This is a genomic window from Pseudomonas sp. PAMC 25886, assembly GCF_000242655.1.
Taxonomy (GTDB): domain Bacteria; phylum Pseudomonadota; class Gammaproteobacteria; order Pseudomonadales; family Pseudomonadaceae; genus Aquipseudomonas.
On record NZ_AHHC01000082.1, the window covers coordinates 1 to 15,585 of the forward strand.

Sequence of the window (15,585 nt, forward strand, 5' to 3'; positions counted from 1 at the left end):
TTCGGCTTCGGCTTGCTGCACGTCCGGGCGGTCGTGGGCCAGCTCGGACGGCAGGCTGACGGGCAGCGTGGTGGCCGAGGCAAATTCAGCCAGGTTGAAGTCCGGCGCACGCCAATCCGCCGGCCCCTTGCCGGCCAGGATCGACAGCGCATGCCGCGCCGCATCGCGCTGCTGGGCCAGTGGCGGCAACAGCGTGCGGTCCTGCGCCAGCCGCGTTTCGGCCAGGGAAATATCGAGCTGCGTCGCCGCGCCGCTGTGTTGCGCGGCGCGCACCAGTTCGAGGTTTTTTGCGTCGGTGGCGAGCAAGGTCTGCACCGCTTCCATCTGCGCAGTGGCCGAGGCCATCAACAACGCCTGGCTGGCGACGTCGCCCGTCAGCGTCAGGTAGGCCGCTTCGAAGCGGTGTTGCTGGAGATCGGCAAACGCCTGCTGTTGCTCGACCCGGCGCTGGTTACCGCCAAATACGTCGAGGTCGAAGCTGACCTGCGGGCCGACGCCGTAGAAGTTCGTCACCGCGGGCCGGGCGGCGTTATGCACACGCTGGCGGCCCGCTTGCGCAGCGAAATCCACCTGCGGGAACAGCGCACCTTCCGCCGCCGCCACCGACGCGGCCGCCTGGCGCAACGTTGCGTCCGCCGCCGTCAGCTCAAGGTTGCCGGCAATCGCCCGGCGCATGACGCGGTCCAGCGTGTGGGAATGAAAGGTCGACCACCAGTCGACGCTCACCTTCTGGTTGAACGAAACGCGCTGTTCCGCCTGCACGTCATAGTGCTGCGAAGCGGTAACGGACGGCGCCTTATAGTCCGGGCCGACAGAACAGGCGGACAGGGTCATAACGGCCGTGATAACAAGCCCATGGGGTTTCATTTGGCACACTCCGGAAAACTAGTGGGTCGTGACAGGTTTACGCAGCAGCAGAACCAGCGGGCTCACCACCAGCATCGCCCACAGCAGAATCTTGAATTGGCCGAGCACCGCGATGAAGGCGGCCTGGCCGGTGATGGCTTCGTTGAGCGCACCGAACCCGGCCAGGGACGTCGATGCCGGGACCGCCTGCAGGGTCAGGTGGCTGGCCAGCGCCACGTGCATCGCCTGGGTATTGTTGAAGAAGAACCACTGCACCACAGCCACGCCGAGGGTGCTGCCGTAGACCCGGGACAGGTTGAACAGCCCGCTGCCTTCGGGGCGCAATGTGGGTGCGAGGGTGCTGAACGCCACCCGGGAAAGTGCCGGCATCAGCAGGCCCAGGCCCGCCCCCTGGATCGCGCCGGCCAGCGCCACCGGCCAGCCATCCATCAACGGCGAATAACCGAGCATCGAGTGGTTGGCGTAGATCACCACGGCGATACCGGCGACCACAAACGGGCGGCCATCCAGGTCCGCGGGCACGCGGTTCATCAGCCAGAACGCACCCAGCAGACCCACGCCACGGGGGATGGTGAGGAAGCCTGTGGTGTCCGGCGGGAAGCCGAGCAGTTCGTCCAGCATCGGCGAGGTCATCGCCATGGTCGGCAGCAGCACGAAACCGACCGCGAAGAAGATGATGGTCGACAGCACGAAGTTGCGATCACGCAATAACCCCTTGCTGATGAAGTGCGTACCGGAAGTTAAGCGGTGCACGGTGAACAGGTAGAACCCCAAAGCACTGGCGGCCGCTTCCAGCCAGATTTCGGGTGAGTCGAACCACTCCAGGCGCTGGCCCCGGTCGAGGAGCATTTGCAGACCGATCACGCCGAGGGTAAAGCTGGCGAAACCTGAAAAATCAAAGGCCGGCGCGCTGTTGGCTTTCTTCTCGGATTGCAACAACGCCACGACCAATACGGCGTAGGCCAACAGCGGCAGGCTGGCGTAAAACATCCAGCGCCAGCCGAAATGCTCGCTGACCCAGCCGCCAATCGCCGGGCCGCTGACGATGCCCAGCAGCCCGATGGCCGTCCACAGCGGGCCGAATGTTGGCCGCTTTTGCGCCGCCAATGTCTCCAGGGCGATGGCCATCGACAGCGGCGCCAATACCCCGCTGGCGGCCCCCTGGATAATCCGCGCACCGACGAATTGCAACGAGGTGGTTGCCCCGGTCGCGAGCAGCAATCCGACGGCGAAGATCGCTATCGCCGCCAGGTAAACCGCCTTCACACCGAAGCGCGCGGCGAGCCACTGGGCCACCGGCAAGGTGATCGCGCTGGCGGCCAGGTACGAGGTGAAGATCCACCCCGCCTCATCGTCCGTCATCGACAAACTGCCCTGGATAAACCTGAGGGCCGAGTTCGGCAGCGACACGTTGACCGCCTGCAGCCAGGTCACCAGCAACGCCGTGAACCTGAGGGTGCGTGCGCTGTTCATGGGCCGGTCCTGGTATCAACGGTTACGGTGGCGCTGGTGCCGGAGAACAGCGGCAAGTCGGCGCTGGCGTCATCCAGTTCCAGACGCACCGGCACCCGCTGGACCACCTTGACCCAGTTGCCGGTGGCGTTCTCCGGCGGCAGCAAGGCGAAGTCGGCGCCGGCGCCCGGGCTCAGGCTGGTGATGTGGGCCTTGAAGGGATGGTCCGGGTACGTGTCGAGCCTGATGGTTGCCTGCTGGCCGGCCCGCATATGGGTCATCTGGGTCTCGCGGAAGTTGGCTTCAACCCAGGTACGACGGGGCGACAGCAAGGCGAAGGCCGGCGCGCCGCTGTTCAGGTAGTCACCGACCTGCACGTCGTCCACCTTGGCGACGACGCCATCGTCGGGCGCATACACCGTCGCGTACGAGAGGTAGAGTTGCGCTTCATCAAGCTGCGCCTGGGCCTCGCGAATCGCGGGATGGCGGTCGATTTCAATGTCTGGATTGCCGTTCAAGGCCACCACCGTATTGGCGAGCTGCTGCTCGATGGACGCGACGCGTTGCCGGGCGACTTTCAAGTCGGTGTCCGCTCGTTCAAACACGGCCTGAGACACGAACTCGGTAGCCACCAGGGCCTTTTTACGGGCGAATTCCTTCTGGTCGAAACCCGCCGACTCCCTGGCCGCTTGCAGTTCCGCCTGCTGTTGCCGGTAGCTGGCCTTGAGGCCTTCAATGCGCAAGCGCGCCACGCTCAATTGGGCCTGAGCACGGTCAACCGCCACCTGGAACGGCTCGGGGTTGATCCGCAACAACACCTGCCCTTTGTGCACCGCCTGGTTGTCTTCCACGGCGATCTCGACCACCTGCCCGGACACCCGCGCATTGACCGACGCCTTCGCCACCCGGGCATAGGCGTTATCGGTGGATACGTAGGGCGCATCCTTCAGGTAATACACATACCCCGCCGCGGCCACGAGTACCGGAAAGCCCACCATCAACAGTGAACGCCAGGGTGTGCGGGTCGTGTTTTCCAACGCTTTGCTCATGATCGAATTACCTTTACTGAGCCCGGGATTTCTGAGGCTTTAATTTTGTGCGATGATGTAAGAATATAGACCCACCCACCTCTACTCAAGGATTTTTGTACGTCATGGCACAAAAAAAGATTACAGAGGCAAAAGGCCGTGGCCGCCCGCGCGCCTACGACCCTGAAACGGCGCTGCAAAAAGCCCTCGGGGTGTTCTGGAGTACCGGGTATTCCGGCGCCTCACTGGACGGCATCGCCACTGCTGCCGGGATGAACCGGCCGAGCCTGTACGCGGCGTTCGGCGACAAACACGCGATCTACCTCAAGGCGCTCGAGCAGTATTGGGGCCTCGCGTCAGCCGCCATCGACGAGGCATTGGACGACCCGAGCCTGAGCTTGGCCGACGCACTGATGCGCCTGTATGAAGGCCAGTTGTCGATCTACTTTTCGGGGGACGGCGAGCCACGGGGCTGCTTTATCATCGGCACCGCCACCACCGAAGCGGTCGAGGACGCCGAGATTCGCGCCGTGCTGTTGCAGCGCCTCGACGCCCTCGACGCCCATCTCGAAACCCGCTTGCGCACGGCCATCGAGGCCGGTGAATTGAAAGGCGCTGCAGACCCGGCAGCCGTCGCCGTCCTCGCCGCCTCTTTGGTGCACAGCCTGTCGATTCGCGCTCGGGCGGGCAAACCTCACGCCGAGCTGATCGCCCTCGCGCGCAGTGCCGTGCAGGTCATCTGCGGATGAAGGAAGGATTGGACGATATTCTGGCCGAAAATCTCGCCGTGATTTTTTGCGGGATAAACCCGGGGCTGCAGGCCGCCGCCACCGGGCATCACTTCATGGGCAGGAGCAACCGGTTCTGGCGCACCCTGCACCTGGCCGGGTTTACGCCCCATGAAGTGCAGCCGGAAAACGACCGCACGATCCTGCGTTATCAGTGCGGGCTGACCACGGTGGTGGAGCGGCCTACCGCGCGGGCGGATCAGTTGTCGGCGGATGAATTCAAGGCGGCGGCAGCGCGTTTTGAAAGCAAGATCACCCGTTATGCGCCACGGTTTGTCGCGTTTCTGGGAAAGGCGGCGTACAGCGCGTTGAGCGGTCAGCGGGACATTGCGTGGGGGTTGCAGCCGCATGCTCTCGGACATTCCCGCGTGTGGGTTTTGCCTAACCCCAGCGGCAGGAACCTGGGCTTTACCCAGGCACAGTTGGTCGAGGCATACGGTCAACTGAAGCGGGCATTGCGCGCCCCCGCCTAAACCGCCGGCTGGTGACTGGTCACACAATGAATCCCGCCGCCACCCGCCGCAATCACATCGATATCGAGCTGCACCACCTCGCGCTCCGGGTAGAGCCTGGACAGGAGTTCAAAGGCTTTTGCGTCGGCCACCTTGTCGCCGAACTCGGGCGCAATCACTGCCCCATTGATGACAAAGTAGTTGATATACCCCGGCGCAAAATCCGGATTGTTCCGGTTGAAACGGCTCTTGCGTGGATTAAGCGGCGGCGACACGGTGTGCACCTGCAGCGGCCGACCGTCTGCGTCGGTGGCCTGCTTGAGAATGTCCAGGTGCGCCAGCGTGACCTTGTGATCATAGGACTCGGGGTCGGTGTCGAGGTTGGCAATCACCACGCCCGGCTTGACGAAACGCGCATAAAAATCGACGTGGGCATCGGTGATGTCCTGGCCTTTGATGCCCGGCAGCCAGATGATCTTGCGCAGGCCCAGGCGCGCCTTCAGCTCTGCTTCCACCTCGGCCTTGCTCCAGCCGGGGTTGCGGTTGCCATTGATCCAGCTGCTCTCGGTCATGATCCCGGTGCCGTGGCCGTCCACCTCGATAGCCCCGCCCTCGCCCACCAGTTCGCTGCGAATCGGCCGGGCCTCGGCGACTTCGGTGACCAGCGCAGCCACCTGCGCATCCTCGGCGTGCTGCTGTTTGTTGCCCCACCCGTTGAAATTGAAATCCACGGCGCCCAGCCCGCCCTGGCCATCGATGACAAAATTGGCGCCGGTGTCACGCATCCAGATGTCATCCAGCTCGGTGACCACAAACGTGGTGTTGCGGGTGCCGCATTTTTCTTCAGCCAGCGCTCGCTCCTCTTCCCGACAGAACACGGTCACCGGCTCGTGACGAGCGATGGCGCGGGCGATCCGGCCCAGGGCTGCTTGCACGTCGGGCGTAAAGTCCTCGTGAATGGCCGCCTGCGCGCCAAAGGCAATGAACGCCTGCTGATGTTTTTCGCCTTCGTCGGGCATGAACCAGTGGCCCTGGGTGGCGGCCTGTGCCCAGCGCGAGCCCAGCCCGACGGACACGGCGGCGCCCAGGGTGGCGACCACCGATACCTGTTTGATGAATTCGCGACGTGTTGCCATGGGTACCTCTGGAAGTGGGATCATTGGACGGTAGCGGTCTTGAATTTGGTCCATACGCGCATGCGTGCACGCATGTCCGCCTGGGGGATGTCTTTTCCCGGGATCAGCCGTTCAAACGTGGCCTCATCCGGGTAGATCTGCGGGTTGTTGCGCATCGCCGGATCCACCTCGGGACGCGCCTTGGCGTTCGCGGTGGGGTAGCCGGTGAAGTTGCTGATGGCGGCCATGTTCTGCGGGCGCATCACGAAATTGATGAACGCGTAGGCGTACTCCGGATGCCGGGCATCGACGGGGATTGCCATCGTGTCCATCCATACCGTGGTGCCCTCGCGGGGGATGTGATAGTCGAACGTGACCTTTTTTCCGGCTGCGTCCGCCGCCCGTTGCGCCTGGGTCATGTCGCCGCTGTAGCCGAGGGACAGGCACAGGTTACCGTTCACCAGGTCGGTCACCGGCTGCGACTGGAACTTGCGGATGTAGGGTCGCAGCTTGAGCAACAGCTCGCTGGCCGCGGCCAGGTCTGCCGGCTTGGCGCTGCGCGGGTCACGCCCCAGGTAATTGAGGGCCACCGCCAGCACTTCATCCGGTGAGTCGATCAGGGAAATCCCGCAGTCGGCGAACTTGGCGGCAAGCTCCGGCTTGAACAACAGGTCGAGGCTGTTGACCGGCGCGTCCGGCATGCGCTGTTTGATCTGCTCGGTGTTGTAGGTCAGGCCGATGGTGCCCCAGGTGTAAGGAACCGTGGCGTTGTTCGAGTAGGTGTAGTGCGTGCGCAGCTTCTGCAAACCGGGCTCGATGTCGCTCAGGGCGGTGAGCCTGGACTGATCCAGCGGTTGCAGGCTGCCCGCGCGCATCAGCCGTTCGCCCACGGTGTCACCAGGGAAAATCAGGTCATAACCGCTGCCACCGGCCATCAGCTTGGCCTCCAGGGTTTCGCTGCCGTCCATCACATCGTAGATCACCTGGATCCCGGTTTCGGCGGTGAACCGCGACAGCGTGTCCTCGGCAAAGTAATCGGCCCAGTTGTAGAGCTTCAGGGTTTTTTCTTCGGCGTGCAGGGACGACGCCAGCACCAGGGATCCAAGCAACAGCGTACAGATAATCTTCATGTCAAAGGCCTCGGTGGGTGTGATGACCATCCAGACTCAACAACCCGCCATACATTTCCGGGCGACGGTCACGGTAGATGCCCCAGGTCAGACGGTCCTCGCGTATCGCCGCCAGGTCGAGGCTGTGCACCAGCACGCCGGTGCTGTCGCGGTCCGCTTCGGCAAGCAACTTGCCCTTGTGATTGCAGATAAAGGACGAGCCGTAGAAGTCCATCTGCAAGGCCGGGTCGGTGGTCGCCACTTCGCGGCCGACACGGTTGGCAGCGACCACCGGCACCAGGTTGGCGGCGGCATGTCCGCGCATGGTCATCTGCCAATGGTCCCGGGAGTCCAGGGTCGCGCAGCCGGGTTCAGAGCCGATCGCCGTGGGAAACAGCAACACTTCAGCCCCCATCAGCGCCAGGCAGCGCGCGGTTTCGGGGAACCACTGATCCCAGCAGATGCCCAGGCCGATGCGCCCGAACGCCGTGTCCCAGACCCGAAAGCCGGTATCGCCGGGGCTGAAGTATTCCTTCTCCTGATAGCCGATGGCGTTGGGGATATGAGTCTTGCGATACACCCCCAGCAGTTGCCCGTCCGCATCGGCCACGCTCAGGGAGTTGAAGCAGGCGTTGCCCGCCTTTTCGAACCAACTGAGGGGCAGCACCACGCCCAACTCCCGAGCCAGGGCAGCGAAGCGTTTGAGCACCGCGCTGTGTCGGTATTCCTGCGCCAGCGCCAAGTGTTTGTGATGCTGTTCGATGCAAAAGTACGGCGTGGCAAACAGCTCTTGCAGCAGGATCACCTGGGCGCCTTGCCTGGCCGCGTCACGCACCAATTGCTCGGCCAGATCGAGGTTCGCGGGCAGGTCCCAGGTGCAGGGCATTTGCGTGACAGCAATCGTCAGCACTGACATGGCATCACCCCTTCACCGGCCAGGCGGGTTGCTGTTGGGTGATGCAATGCACCCCGCCGCCGCCATGGGCCAGGTGATTGATGCGCACCGGCACCACCACGCGTCCCGGGAACGCACGGGCCAGGACATCGGCGGCGACCTGGTCGGCGTCAATGCCATAGGCGGGCATGATGATCGCGTGGTTGGCGATGTAGAAGTTGGTGTAGGAGGCGCAAAACACTTCAGCCTCGGTGTCCACCGCATCGGTGGCTTCATACAGTTCGATCATCTCGAAGCGACGGCCTCGGGCGTCGGTGGCCAACGCCAGAGCCCGACGGTTTTCCCGCACCACCTCGGCGTACACCGAATGGGTGTCATGGGTGGCATCCACCAGCAACACGCCCGGACGGGCAAATGCGCACACGCCATCGACATGGCCGTCGGTCATGTCGCCGGTCACGTGATCGGGGTCGCCTGGCAGCCAGATGGTTTTTTTCACGCCCAGCAGGCGGGTGAAAATCTCCTCGATCTCGGCCTTGGTCACCCCCGGATTACGATTGGGGTTGAGCAACACCGATTCGGTGGTGATCAACGTGCCCTCGCCGTCCACATGAATGGCGCCGCCTTCGTTGCTCAACGGTGTGCCCAGGCACTCCACGCCCAGGTGATTGAGCACACGGCGCGCCAGGCTTTCATCCAGGTCATGGGCCGACTTGCCGCCCCACGCGTTGAAACGCCAGCTCACACCGGCGAGCCCGTGTTGCGGATGGCACACAAAACTCGGGCCGGAATCGCGACACCAACTGTCATTCACCGCCAGTTCGATCAGTGCGATGTTTGGCCCGCACAACGCCCTGGCACTGGCCACAGCCGAAGGATCGACGATCATTTTCACCGGTTCGAACCGCGCAATCGCATTGGCGACACGGGCAAAGTCCTCCTGCACCAGCGCCAATGTAACGCCCCAGCCGGACTCCCACAGCGCCTGGTTATGCGGCCAGACCATCCACGTCGCGGCATGCCTGGCCCACTCCGCCGGCATCCACCCGCCACCGTTTTGAATTTCATTCTGCTGCATGACAAATACCTTTGAGTTAAGTCATTGTGTTCAATGAAAACTGCCTGCGAGGTCTTGGCATGCATGCTACGGCTGTAAAAACGGGCTAACAAACGATGGATTTTGTGGAAAACTGATTAGAGGAACTTATCAGCATGCTTAACCATTGGCCGCCGCTTGGCACCCTTCGCGGCTTCGAAGCCGCCGCCCGGCTGGGCAGTTTCCACAAGGCCGCCGAGGAGCTGCACCTCACTCAATCGGCCATCAGCCAGCAAATTCGCAGCCTTGAGGCGTACCTGGAGCAACCGCTGTTTTTCCGCAGTGGGCGCAGCGTCAGCCTGACCGATGCCGGGCACGACTTCCTCAGCACCACCCAGGCGCTATTGCAGCAATTGGCCGTGGGCGTTCGTCGCCTGGGGCAGTACCGCAAGCCCAACCAGTTGGTGCTCAACACCACGCCGACCTTCGCCCGCCACTGGCTGCTGCCGCGCCTGGAGGATTTCCGCCGCCAGCACCCGGAAGTGGACCTGTGGATTTTCAGCACCGACGAAGTCCCGGACATGGCCAGCCAGACCATCGACTTGGCCGTGCGCGACGACATCAGCTCCCAGGCCGAATGCAGCTTCAAGGTGCTGCATGCCGACCGCCTGTTTCCCGCGTGCAACCCACGCGTGCTGGCACTGCCCAGGGAGGAGCGCACCACCCTGCACGGCGAACGGGAGATGGATTGGAGCCATTGGGCGGTGGAGGCTGGGATTGATGTGGGGCAAAAGGATCAGGGGCTGAATTTCTCTGACCCCGGGCTGTTACTGGAGGCGGCGTGTACCGGGTTGGGGATTGCGCTGGTCAGCCAGTTATTGAGCCGACAGGCATTGGAAGACGGGTTGCTGCAACCGCTGGTAGAGGCAACCATTCGCGGGCCCAACTGGGCCTTGCTGACCCACCGTGACAGCGAGAACAACCCGCTGGCACGGTGCTTCAGTGAATGGTTGACGCGCAACCTGGTCACCGCCGGTGTCGATTAGTCCCGGCTGACGCTCAGCTTCTCCCACAAGAAGCGGTAGACCAGCGCACTCATGTGCGCAGCCTGCGCGTTGTCCGCCGCCCCGCCGTGCCCGCCCTCGATGTTTTCGTAATACGTCACGTCCTTGCCGGCCTCGATCATCTTCGCCGCCAGCTTGCGGGCGTGGGCCGGGTGCACACGGTCGTCGCGGGTCGAGGTCAGGAAAAACACCGGTGGGTAGGTCTTCGCCGGGTCAAACAGGTGGTACGGCGAAAACGTCTGGATGTAGGCCCACTCTTCGGGCTCGTCCGGGTTGCCGTATTCCTCCATCCACGACGCCCCGGCCAGCAAGTGGTGGTAGCGCTGCATATCGAGCAAAGGCACCTGGGACACGATTGCACCGAACAGCTCCGGGTATTGGGTGAGCATATTGCCGGTCAACAGGCCGCCGTTACTGCCGCCCTCCGCGCCCAGGTGGCGGGGCGAAGTGATCCCGCGGGCGATCAGGTCCCGGGCCACCGCCGCGAAATCTTCATAGGCCCGCCCACGGTTCTGCTTGAGTGCCGCCTGGTGCCAGCGCGGGCCGTATTCACCGCCACCGCGAATGTTGGCAACCACGTACACGCCACCTTTCGAGAGCCAGGCGCGGCCTACTTCACCGGAGTAATTCGGCGTCAGGGAGACCTCGAAACCGCCGTAGCCATAGAGCAAGGTCGGCGCCGTGCCATCGAGTTGCAAGTCCTTGCCGCGCACCATGAAATACGGCACACGGGTGCCATCCCTGGAGACCGCGAACTGCTGCTCGATCACGTGCTGGCTTGAGTCGAAAAACGCCGGCAGGGTTTTCAGCACCTCGGGCGCCTGACCGATCTCGGCCAGCGCCAGGGTGGTCGGCGTCAGGTAATCGGTGGTCACCAGCCAGACGGCATCACTGTCGTCGCTGTCCACTGCGCGGGCATACACCGTGCCCATGCCGGGCGCCCCCGTGAACGGGCTGTGCTGCCATCCGTTCGCGCCGGGCGTGAGCACGCTGAGGCGACTCTTGACGTGATCGAGCACGTTCAGCACCAGGTGATTCAGGGTCCAGGTAAACCCTGTCAGCGAGGTGCTGTCCGTGGGCGTGAACAACACCTCGAAATCCCGCTGGCCCGCCATGAAGCGATCAACGTTGATCGCCAGCAAGGAGCCCGAGACAAACACTTGATCCAGCGCCCAGTCCTCGCGTAACTCCAGCAGCAGCCAGTCTTTATGCACTGACTTTTCAGCCGAGTTCGGCGCGTCGATTTTGCTCAACTGGCCATCGTTGCCCCGCAGGTACAGCTCGTTGTTGTAGAACGCCAGCGTACGGCTGACGAAGTCACGCTCATAGCCGGGCGTGTCGTCGTGCATCGCCGCGATGTACATATCATCCAGCGTGCCTTCGTAGACAACACGGGCGGCACTCAGCGGCGTGCCGCGCTGCCACTGCTTGGCGATGCGCGGGTAGCCGGAGCGGGTCATCGAGCCTTCGCCAAAATCGGTGAAGACATACACGTTGTCACGGTCGATCCAGCCCAGGCCGCCCTTGGACTCCGGCAACTGGAAGCCGTCTTCGACCCAGGTCTTGCTGGCCAGATCAAACTCGCGGATGACACCCGCATCAGCCCCGCCGCGCGACAACTCCAGCAGGCAGCGCTGGTAATCCGGGCGCAAGTAATCAGCACCGTGCCACACCCAGTTTTCGCCTTCGGCGGCGTTCAGTGCATCCAGGTCCAGCAGCGTTTCCCAGGCAGGTTGCGCCTTGCGGTACTCCGCCGGGGTGGTACGACGCCAAAGGCCGCGCGGGTGAGCGGCGTCCATCCAGAAGTTGTAGTAATAAGCGCCGACCTTGTTGACGTGGGGGATGTTGCTGTCCGAGTCCAGCATCTCCAGCACGTCGGCCTTGATTTGCTTGAAGCTGTCGGAGCGGGCGAGCCGGTCTTCGGTCTTGAGGTTTTGGGCTTGTACCCAGTCCAGTGACCGGGTGCTGTCGATGTCTTCAAGCCATAGGTAGGGGTCGGTGGACGTTTCGGGAAGTGTTGGCATGTTCGACTCCTGTCGGAAATCAGTGATGGATAACGCGTAGGGTGCCCGACTTTGACTGTCTTTGAGCGATAAAAAAAGCAAGAAACCGGGTGTGCTACCCAATATGAAAGGCGATACATAGGGACGCAAGCGCGGGCCGTTACGGCAGGAGTACAGGCGATGGCTGAAAAAGCCGTATGGATACTGATGGGCGCAGATGCAGAACCTTTCCCAAGCCCCGAGCCGGGAACGCTGGGCGGGCACCGTCGTAGCAGGCTCTATGGAAAGCTCGACTGCCGTGCGGCACTGCAAGCGATTGCGCGCGGCGGCTATGTGAAAAATCGCGTGTTTTTTCTCGATGAATTCACTGCTATCGCGGCTGGATATCGTCCTTGTGCAGTCTGCATGCCCGACGAATACCGTCTGTTTCGAGGACACGCCTGAATCGAGTGTTCGGGTCAAATTCCAGGCAAAAAAAAGCCTGCATCGCTGCAGGCTTTTTTACTATCTGGCTCCACGACCTGGACTCGAACCAGGGACCCAATGATTAACAGTCATTTGCTCTACCAACTGAGCTATCGCGGAATGCGCCGTATGTTACTGATTGAAAAGGAGAAGTCAAGCGTTCAGTGAGATTTTGTATACCCCAGGTTGCGCCGCGCCGGGAAATCATCATCTCCACACTTGTCACAACGCTGTCATACGCCAACGCCAACATCCGCAGATAACCCCGCCCCCACCCTTTCCTTGAAGGACGACACATGCACACTCGCTCAGGCCCGCCTGCGGTAAAAACCCTGCTCGCCCGTTTTATCGTTATCGGATGCGCCCTGACGGTGAGCGCGTGTGACAGTGTGACCAAGAGCGCACCGGTCGCCTCTGCTTCGTTCAAGACCCTCGACGGTGCACCGCCCCTGGTGATCGGCCATCGCGGCCTGCCGGGGCTGTACCCGGAGGAAACCCGGGCCTCGTATGAACATGCGGCCGATGCGGGGGCGGATTCGCTGGAGCTGGACCTGCACATGACCAAGGACTGTGTGCTGGTGGCGCGGCACAACCCCTGGTTGAGCGACAACACCAACATCAGCGATGTCGCAAAGACCAACCCCGAGGTTGCACGCCGCAAACGTACGGTTCCGGGCGTATTGGTTAACGTCCGGTATCCGGCCACCGCCGAGAATGGCCCGGCCCAGTACCTGAGCGACTTGACCAACCCCAACGATCCAAAATCCGTGCTGAAGTCCTTGATCGTGGATGGCGAAGACCACACCAACGACTGGTCAATCAGCGATTTCACCCTGGCCGAACTCAAGCAATGGATCGGCGGCACAACCTACGATGCCCGCGACGAGCGCCCGACCGACCTCAACGGCAAGCTGCCGATCCTGAACTTCCAGGAAGTGATCGACATCGCAAAAGCCAAAAGCGCCGCCACGGGCCGTGTGATCACGACCTACCCGGAAAGCAAAAACCCGATCTGGAACAACGCCCAGGCCATCGCCAATGGTTGCGGCGCGCCGGGCAGTCATCCGTTCGAAGCGGCCTTTCTCAAGACCCTGAAAGACAACAACCTCAATCGCAAAGACGCGCCGGTGTTTGTGCAGAGCTTTGACCCCAACAGCCTCAAATACCTGCGCTCTATCGGCCTGCAATCCAGGGCGGTTCAGTTGGTGGATGGGAACGGCGTGAACTTCAAGACCGGCGAAACCATTTTCATCACCGACAAACCCAATACCTTCGTCAGCGGCCGCCCTTATAGCTGGACCGTCGCGGGTGACCCACGCTCGTTTGGCGCGCTGCTGACGCCGGCAGGCCTGGCCGAGGTCAAGACCTACGCCGACGGCATTGGCCCGTGGAAGCCGCAAGCGATGTCGCTGACCGCCACTTCAGCGCCAAACCCCGGCTTGCCCGAGGTCGACACCTTCAAGCCCACCAGCCTGATCAGCGACGCGCACAAGGCCGGGCTGTTCGTCCATATCTTCACCTTCCGCAACGAAGCGAAGTACCTGGCAGGCGCCTACAAGGGCAACCCGGCGGCCGAATACCTGGCCTTTTTCCGGGCCGGTGTTGATGGTGTGTTCACGGATTTCACGCCTACGGCCGTTGCTGCCCGAAATACCTACCTGAAAGAAGTCACGCGCTAAAAAGCGGACGGCAGTTGTGAACCAGCTGCCGTCAGCTTCCCCCGCTCGAGAATGCCCTCAGGCCAAGCCCGTCAACACCGCGCTGTCATTCCAAAGCTTCTGCGCAACATCCTCACGCCTAGCCAGCTCGGACGGCTCGGGCCACGTCACCTCGCCCCTCACAAGGGATGCATAAAGACGCCCGGGCGGCGGAACGGTGCGCCCAACCGCAAGATCGGCCAGGACGTGCCCGGCGTGCAGGCGCGCGGCCTCAGCCTGATGAGGGCTCGATACCTGCAGCGTCCCCGGCGGCAAGTTGCGCCCCAGACCAGTACCGGGAATATACCCAGGGTTATAAGCAATCACCCGGGCATCGGATGCCGCCGCGAAGGCACGCGCCGTCAACAGGTTGCACAGCTTCGACGTGGCGTAAGCGCGGAATCCGGACTCGAATGCCTGGCTGCCAGATTCGAGGTCCAGATACGCCAGTTGGTGTGCATCGACATAGGGAAACGGGGCGACCGGGCTGAACATCGGGTCATGGGTATTGCTGGTGGTGATCACCACAATCGCATCAGGTGCCAACGCAGGGGCAAGCAGCCGCAGCAGTAAATAGTGGCCGAGGTGATTCACCGCAAAGGTAGTCTCATAACCGTCCGCCGTGCGCACCGCCATGGGAAAGCTGAGCCCGGCATTCAGCACCAGGGCATCAATCTTCGTCTCGCCCAGGGTATCGAGTACTTGCCTGGCGAACTGCCTGACACTGCTTAGGCTTGCCAGCTCCAGGGGCCAACGGGTTTCACGCCCGCCAAGGATAAGCCGGGAGCCAGGAATCGAGCTCAACCGCTGCGCAGTCGCTTCCCCCAGGCCGAACGTCCCGCCGGTCATGATGATCGTGCTCATGCTCAAAACACCTCGACCAGTATCACTTCGGTATCGTCGATAGCTTCGACCGCCAGCACGCGCTCTTGGGTCATGGCCACACCATCCCCGCCTTCAACCGTCGCGCCATTGACTGTCACTGCACCGAGGGTCGGCACCAGATAGCCCTGGCCAGTCATCGAATAGTTCAAGCGCTGACCGGCCTTGAGTGTGGCGCCAAGCACCCGTGCATCGGCGCAGATCTGCAATGCGCCCTGATCGTCCGGCATCCCGCTGGCCAACACGGCCCATTGACCAGCCCGACCCGCCTTTGGAAACGGGCGCGACCCCCAACGGGGAACACCACCGTTTTCCCGTGGCCGCAACCAGATCTGGAACAGCCTTAACGGAACACCTCGCGCGTTGCGCTCTTCATGCCGAATTCCGGTGCCGGCACTCATCACCTGCACGTCACCCGCCTCGGTACGGCCTTGGCCGCCGGCACTGTCCCGATGACTCACCGTACCTTCCAGCACGTAGGAAACGATCTCCATGTTTTCGTGGCCATGCATCGGGAAGCCGCTGTCAGGCGCTATCAGGTCATCGTTCCAGACCACCAGAGCCCCCAGCGGGCGGTGAGCGGGATTGCCATCGGGCGTTACCTTGAAGTGATGACGGGCCTTGAGCCAGCCATAGTCGCCGCCGCCGAGATCGGCCTTGAGTCGGTGCTCTAGCATTTCAGTTCCTGTAGGTGCAGCCAGGTGCCGCGTAAATGGGCCGACATGGGTCGTT

At 62.6% G+C, this 15,585-nt stretch carries 15 protein-coding genes and 1 tRNA gene; 5 read left to right on the forward strand and 11 right to left on the reverse strand.

Annotated elements, in window-relative coordinates:
- From MUM_RS0126375 to MUM_RS0126385, 3 genes are all read right to left on the reverse strand, one after another.
- Positions 1-834, reverse strand: an 834-nt coding sequence (locus MUM_RS0126375) for a TolC family protein (protein ID WP_029616112.1), incomplete at its 3' end; no start/stop codon positions are given.
- 51 nt (positions 835-885) lie between these two features.
- Complete coding sequence (locus MUM_RS0126380; protein WP_010175955.1) at positions 886-2,340, reverse strand: MFS transporter; 1,455 nt, start codon at positions 2,338-2,340, stop codon at positions 886-888.
- Positions 2,337-3,368 carry an HlyD family secretion protein gene (locus MUM_RS0126385; protein ID WP_010175956.1) on the reverse strand — a complete coding sequence of 344 codons (1,032 nt, stop codon included), beginning with the start codon at positions 3,366-3,368 and terminating at the stop codon, positions 2,337-2,339. The genes MUM_RS0126380 and MUM_RS0126385 overlap by 4 nt, the downstream gene beginning before the upstream one ends.
- Positions 3,369-3,472: 104 nt before the next feature.
- Here MUM_RS0126385 and MUM_RS0126390 point away from each other — a divergent pair, with 104 nt between their 5' ends.
- Positions 3,473-4,096: a TetR/AcrR family transcriptional regulator gene (locus tag MUM_RS0126390; RefSeq protein ID WP_010175957.1), complete on the forward strand. Its 624-nt coding sequence runs from the start codon at positions 3,473-3,475 to the stop codon at positions 4,094-4,096.
- Positions 4,093-4,608 (forward strand): G/U mismatch-specific DNA glycosylase, encoded by a 516-nt coding sequence (mug, locus tag MUM_RS0126395; protein WP_010175958.1) that lies wholly within the window; start codon positions 4,093-4,095, stop codon positions 4,606-4,608. The genes MUM_RS0126390 and mug overlap by 4 nt, the downstream gene beginning before the upstream one ends.
- On the opposite strand, the gene MUM_RS0126400 is transcribed toward mug, so the two are convergent.
- The 4 genes from MUM_RS0126400 to MUM_RS0126415 are packed head-to-tail and all read right to left on the reverse strand — an operon-like array spanning position 4,605 to position 8,784.
- A complete protein-coding gene (locus MUM_RS0126400) occupies positions 4,605-5,723 on the reverse strand; it encodes an agmatine deiminase family protein (RefSeq protein WP_010175960.1) in 1,119 nt (372 codons plus the stop codon). The genes mug and MUM_RS0126400 overlap by 4 nt on opposite strands.
- 20 nt (positions 5,724-5,743) lie before the next feature.
- The gene (locus MUM_RS0126405; RefSeq protein ID WP_029616113.1) at positions 5,744-6,832 is read right to left on the reverse strand and encodes an extracellular solute-binding protein; all 1,089 of its coding nucleotides are present in this window, start codon (positions 6,830-6,832) and stop codon (positions 5,744-5,746) included.
- Between the two features lies 1 nt (position 6,833).
- On the reverse strand, positions 6,834-7,727 hold the full coding sequence (gene aguB, locus MUM_RS0126410; RefSeq protein ID WP_010175965.1) for an N-carbamoylputrescine amidase: 894 nt from the start codon (positions 7,725-7,727) through the stop codon (positions 6,834-6,836).
- A gap of 4 nt (positions 7,728-7,731) precedes the next feature.
- On the reverse strand, positions 7,732-8,784 hold the full coding sequence (locus MUM_RS0126415) for an agmatine deiminase family protein (protein WP_010175967.1): 1,053 nt from the start codon (positions 8,782-8,784) through the stop codon (positions 7,732-7,734).
- A gap of 134 nt (positions 8,785-8,918) precedes the next feature.
- Between MUM_RS0126415 and MUM_RS0126420 the strand changes: the two genes are divergently transcribed.
- Positions 8,919-9,788, forward strand: a complete 870-nt coding sequence (locus MUM_RS0126420) for a LysR substrate-binding domain-containing protein (protein WP_010175969.1) — start codon at positions 8,919-8,921, stop codon at positions 9,786-9,788.
- Here MUM_RS0126420 and MUM_RS0126425 read toward each other — a convergent pair.
- Positions 9,785-11,830 (reverse strand): prolyl oligopeptidase family serine peptidase, encoded by a 2,046-nt coding sequence (locus MUM_RS0126425; RefSeq protein WP_010175971.1) that lies wholly within the window; start codon positions 11,828-11,830, stop codon positions 9,785-9,787. The two genes, MUM_RS0126420 and MUM_RS0126425, sit on opposite strands and share 4 nt — an antisense overlap.
- A 159-nt stretch (positions 11,831-11,989) precedes the next feature.
- Between MUM_RS0126425 and MUM_RS1000000133595 the strand changes: the two genes are divergently transcribed.
- The gene (locus tag MUM_RS1000000133595; protein WP_010175973.1) at positions 11,990-12,253 is read left to right on the forward strand and encodes an Ada metal-binding domain-containing protein; all 264 of its coding nucleotides are present in this window, start codon (positions 11,990-11,992) and stop codon (positions 12,251-12,253) included.
- Between the two features lie 65 nt (positions 12,254-12,318).
- Here MUM_RS1000000133595 and MUM_RS0126430 read toward each other — a convergent pair.
- Positions 12,319-12,394 (reverse strand) — tRNA-Asn (locus MUM_RS0126430).
- 176 nt (positions 12,395-12,570) lie between these two features.
- Here MUM_RS0126430 and MUM_RS0126435 point away from each other — a divergent pair.
- Positions 12,571-13,953: a glycerophosphodiester phosphodiesterase family protein gene (locus MUM_RS0126435; RefSeq protein WP_010175974.1), complete on the forward strand. Its 1,383-nt coding sequence runs from the start codon at positions 12,571-12,573 to the stop codon at positions 13,951-13,953.
- Positions 13,954-14,010: 57 nt separating this feature from the next.
- Here the strand turns inward: MUM_RS0126435 and MUM_RS0126440 are convergent, their stop codons facing one another.
- Both MUM_RS0126440 and MUM_RS0126445 read right to left on the reverse strand, forming a co-directional pair.
- A complete protein-coding gene (locus MUM_RS0126440; protein ID WP_010175976.1) occupies positions 14,011-14,835 on the reverse strand; it encodes an SDR family NAD(P)-dependent oxidoreductase in 825 nt (274 codons plus the stop codon).
- A gap of 2 nt (positions 14,836-14,837) precedes the next feature.
- Positions 14,838-15,530 (reverse strand): pirin family protein, encoded by a 693-nt coding sequence (locus MUM_RS0126445; RefSeq protein WP_010175978.1) that lies wholly within the window; start codon positions 15,528-15,530, stop codon positions 14,838-14,840.
- Between the last annotated feature and the right edge of the window lie 55 nt (positions 15,531-15,585).